Genomic DNA, 4,474 nt, shown 5'->3' with positions numbered 1-4,474 from the left:
AATCAATAATGAAATTAAATAAAAAGCAAGACTAAAAAAACATTTCCCTATCCCTGCACCGACCTACATTCCCACTCTTGAAAAGAGCAGTATTATCAGCGATGAAGAGCTTGACTTCCAGGTTCGGAATGGTTAACTGGGTAGTTCCTCTTCTCTAAAGGCACAAGGAAAAGGGAGCTAAAGATAAAAACGCATTTACCCTTAACTCCCCTTTCTCTTTAATAGGGAGCTGTTTTTTAACAAAGAAGATCGTTAATAGCCTTTAGCTTTAAACCAGAGAATATCTCATTTTGATTAAAGTTTAATCCTATAAAAGTCTTCATAAAACTCCAACTCTCTTACACTCAGTAAGGCAGTGGTAACTCATTCGCGCTTATTGCCGTTATCTTATCAAAAAGCAAAAAACAAGCCAAACGCTCTATTAGTAGTAGTCAGCTAAACGCATTACTGCGCTTACACATCTACCCTATCAAGCACATAGTCTTTGTGCGAGCTTCAGGGAAAGTTTATCTTGGAGTTGGCTTCCTGCTTAGATGCTTTCAGCAGTTATCACATCCGTGTGTAGCTACCCAGCGATGCTCTTGGCAGAACAACTGGTGCACCAGTGACACGTCCATCCCAGTCCTCTCGTACTAGGGACAGCTCTCCTCAACTTTCCTACGCCCACGGCAGATAGGGACCGAACTGTCTCACGACGTTCTGAACCCAGCTCGCGTACCGCTTTAAATGGCGAACAGCCATACCCTTGGGACCTGCTCCAGCCCCAGGATGCGATGAGCCGACATCGAGGTGCCAAACCTCCCCGTCGATGTGAGCTCTTGGGGGAGATCAGCCTGTTATCCCCGGGGTACCTTTTATCCTTTGAGCGATGGCCCTTCCACACAGAACCACCGGATCACTATGACCGACTTTCGTCTCTGCTTGACTTGTATGTCTTACAGTCAGGCTGGCTTGTGCCATTACACTCAACTTGCGATTTCCAACCGCAATGAGCCAACCTTTGCAAGCCTCCGTTACTTTTTAGGAGGCGACCGCCCCAGTCAAACTACCCACCAAGCATTGTCCTGCCTGTGGATAACACAGGCCAGTTAGCTAACAGAAACATCAAGGGTGGTATCTCAAGGATGGCTCCATAAGAGCCAAAGCCCTTACTTCAAAGCCTCCCACCTATCCTGCGCATGATATTCCCATTAGCAGTGCTAAGTTGTAGTAAAGGTCCACGGGGTCTTTCCGTCTTGCCGCGGGTAGGAGGAATTTTCACCTCCACTACAATTTCACTGAATCTCTGGTTGAGACAGCTCCCATCTCGTTACGCCATTCATGCAGGTCGGTATTTAACCGACAAGGAATTTCGCTACCTTAGGACCGTTATAGTTACGGCCGCCGTTTACTCGGGCTTCAATTCAACGCTTCATCTTGCGACTGACGCATCCTCTTAACCTTCGAGCACCGGGCAGGCGTCACACCTTATACTTCCTCTTACGAGTTGGCAAAGTGCTGTGTTTTTGGTAAACAGTCGGGAGGGACTCTTTGCTGAGACCGCATTGCTACGGCACACCTTATCGCGAACTTACGGTGCTAGTTTGCAGAGTTCCTTAACCAGAGTTCTTTCACGCGCCTTAGAATACTCATCTCATCTACCTGTGTCGGTTTGCGGTACGGACGACTATGGATATGCTTAGAGGCTTTTCTTGGCACGACGGTATCAGCGATTCTCCCTTTGTCCTAAAAGGACTCAAAGAGCCTGTTTGGGTTTCAAATACAGAGGTGGATTTGCCTTCCCTCCAATCTACGCCCTTAGACTAGCGCTTCCATCAGCTAGCTCGCTTAACCCTATGCGTCCCCCCATCACGCTCCACAGTCGGTATTGGAATATTAACCAATTTGCCATCACCTACCCCTTTCGGACTCGGCTTAGGACCCGACTAACCCTACGATGACGACCATCGCGTAGGAAACCTTAGATTTACGGCGGATACAATTCTCATATATCTTATCGTTACTCATTCCTGCATGCTCACTTCATACCGCTCCAGCACTCCTTACCGGTATACCTTCAACGCTGGTATGAACGCTCTTCTACCACTGTGTTTAACACAATCTACAAATTCGGTGTCTATCTTAGCCCCGTTATATTTTCAGCGCATGACCACTAGACCAGTGAGCTGTTACGCTTTCTTTAAAGGATGGCTGCTTCTAAGCCAACCTCCTGGTTGTTTGAGTAGCCACACATCTTTTTCCACTCAGAATAGAACTTAGGGACCTTATTTGGTAGTCTGGGTTGTTCCCCTTTTGACGATTGATTTTATCACCCACCGCCTGACTCCCAAGATACGATAAAAGGTATTCGAAGTTTGATAGGGTTTGGTACCGCGGCGAGCAGCCCTAGCCCAATCAGGGCTCTACCCCCTTTTATTATCACTTGAGGCTATACCTAAATATATTTCGAAGAGAACCAGCTATCACTAAGTTTGTTTGGCCTTTCACCCCTATCCACAGCTCATCCCAACCCGTTTCAATGGGTACGAGTTCAGTCCTCCACGCGCTATTACACGCGTTTCAACTTGGCCATGGATAGATCACTTAGCTTCGGGTCTGCAGCATCTGACTTGTTCGCCCTATTAAGACTCGCTTTCGCTACGGCTTCGCATTCGCTTAACCTTGCCAGATACCACAACTCGCAGGATCATTATGCAAAAGGCAGTCCATCACCCTGATAAATCATAGGGCTCTGAATGATTGTAAGCAGATGGTTTCAGGTTCTATTTCACTCCGCTCACTGCGGTTCTTTTCACCTTTCCCTCACGGTACTTGTTCGCTATCGCTCAAAGAGTAGTATTTAGGGTTGGAGAGTGGTCTCCCCGGCTTCAACCTGGATTTCTCGTGTCCTGGCCTACTCTGGATACTGCTACCTAAGAACGCCTTGTCGCATACAAGGCTATCACTTTCTATGGCTTACCTTTCCAGGTAACTCTGCTAAAGCGTTCTCTTGGATGTTGCAGTCCTCAACCCCGAATGCAAGCACTCGGTTTGCCCTTTTCCCCGTTCGCTCGCCACTACTTAGGGAATCTCGTTGATTTCTTTTCCTCTAGTTACTGAGATGTTTCACTTCACTAGGTTCGCTCTCTATAATTAGAGTAACTAATATCTCTATTAGTTGGGTTGCCCCATTCGGACATCTACGCATCAAAGCTCCTTGACAGCTCCGCATAGCTTATCGCAGTCTAGTACGTCCTTCATCGCCTCTCTTTGGCAAGGCATCCGCCATCTGCTCTTAAAAGCTTGTTTTAAATTTTAAAATATCCTTTAAAACCCGCCCTTTTATAATGAATAACGACAATTGCACGAATATTCTTCAGCGCTACCACTGCCTTAATGAATATAAGACAGAGTTATTGTAGTTTTACTTTACTTTTACATAGGCTATTAACAATGTTAAATCAAATAACTTCGTTTTTCTTTAAAAACTTGCTATAATCGCTCTGTTAAACCCTTTAAGAAGACTAAAAATGCTTGATCCCTAATCTTTTTTAATCAAGTTTTACCAACTAGTGAGCTTTTATTTAAAGCTTTTTAGCTTGTAGAACTTGCTTGAGTGGTTTCAAATTAAAGAACTTTTTAAAGCTTGTCTTTAAAAACGAAATGTAATTATAGACATCTAATGCTTAAAGTTTGCTTAAAGTTTTTGGAATGTGAAAGAAATTTTAGAGTTTGAAAGGAATTTTAGAGTTTGAAAGGATATGGATAAGAGTTATTGGAAATGATTGGGGAGCGATTGGAATTAAGGGGTAGAGAATAAAGCTTTAAGATAAAACACATCATCATTAAAAAATAAAAACGCATCATTAAATCAAACGCATCATTAAATCAAACGCATCATTAAATTAAACACATCATTAAATTAAACACATCATTAAATTAAACACATCATTAAATTAAACACATCATTAAATTAAACACATCATTAAATTAAACACATCATTAAATTAAACACATCATTAAATTAAACACATCATTAAATTAAACACATCATTAAATTAAACACATCATTAAATTAAACACATCATTAAAATAAGATAAAAACGCATCATCATTAGATAAAACAAATAACGCAAAAATAAATACACATCATTAACCATTGATTAAATACCGCTAGATACAATAACCCAAGTTGTCTTTTTTTCAAAAAAGGGGTAGAAATGGTGTTCTATCATTCTATCATTCTATCATTCTATCATTCTATCATTCAATCATTCTATCAAGCAATCAAGCAATCAAGCAATCAAGCAATCAAGCAACGCTACCATACTTTTACCGCTTTTACAAAAACCTATTTAAAAATCCCCTATTTTTTATTATTCTCTCTTTTATTTCTCTTTTCATTAACCCGCACCACCTTTTCAAACCATTTGATTCCATAAGCCCCATTTTTAAATCAGTGGGGCTTACAGAGTTAAATTCAATACAAGGAGAA

Annotated in this window: 2 rRNA genes; both read right to left on the bottom strand. The window is 42.0% G+C overall.

From position 1 onward, the window contains the following. Positions 1-50: 50 nt before the first annotated feature. A 5S ribosomal RNA gene (gene rrf, locus EAL04_RS07780) occupies positions 51-168 on the bottom strand. A gap of 232 nt (positions 169-400) precedes the next feature. Further along, positions 401-3,288, bottom strand: a 23S ribosomal RNA gene (locus EAL04_RS07775). Between the last annotated feature and the right edge of the window lie 1,186 nt (positions 3,289-4,474).

Origin of the sequence: Helicobacter pylori (genome assembly GCF_003638305.1) — a bacterium.
Lineage (GTDB): Bacteria > Campylobacterota > Campylobacteria > Campylobacterales > Helicobacteraceae > Helicobacter > Helicobacter pylori_DJ.
Note: the sequence above shows the minus strand (reverse complement) of the source record. Positions and strands in the feature narration are given on the sequence as shown.